The sequence below is a fragment of the Pseudomonas sp. 50_B genome, assembly GCF_017491625.1.
GTDB classification, from domain to species: domain Bacteria; phylum Pseudomonadota; class Gammaproteobacteria; order Pseudomonadales; family Pseudomonadaceae; genus Aquipseudomonas; species Aquipseudomonas danubii.
Map to the genome: position 1 here is coordinate 1 of NZ_JAFGYX010000202.1, position 246 is coordinate 246.

A 246-nucleotide genomic window follows, 5' to 3' on the forward strand; every position below is an offset into this window, starting at 1 on the left:
AGCTTGGCCAGCTCCGGCTGGCTCATGATCCCCAGGGACAGCACATTCACCAGCACCAGCAGCGCCAGCACCCCCAGGAAGCCGATCACCGTGGCCCGCCCGACGTCCGCGCGTTTCTGCGCCCGGGACGAGAAGATGCTGGCGCCCTCGATGCCGATGAACACCCAGACGGTGACCAGCATCATGTTGCGCACCTGGTTCATCACGCTGCCCAAGTCCGGGTTCTTCACGCCCCAGATATCAGCG

At 65.0% G+C, this 246-nt stretch carries 1 protein-coding gene; it reads right to left on the bottom strand.

The window, feature by feature from the left end:
* The coding region (locus tag J5M73_RS31620) for an amino acid permease (protein WP_207817027.1) at positions 1-246 on the bottom strand (246 nt) is incomplete at both ends.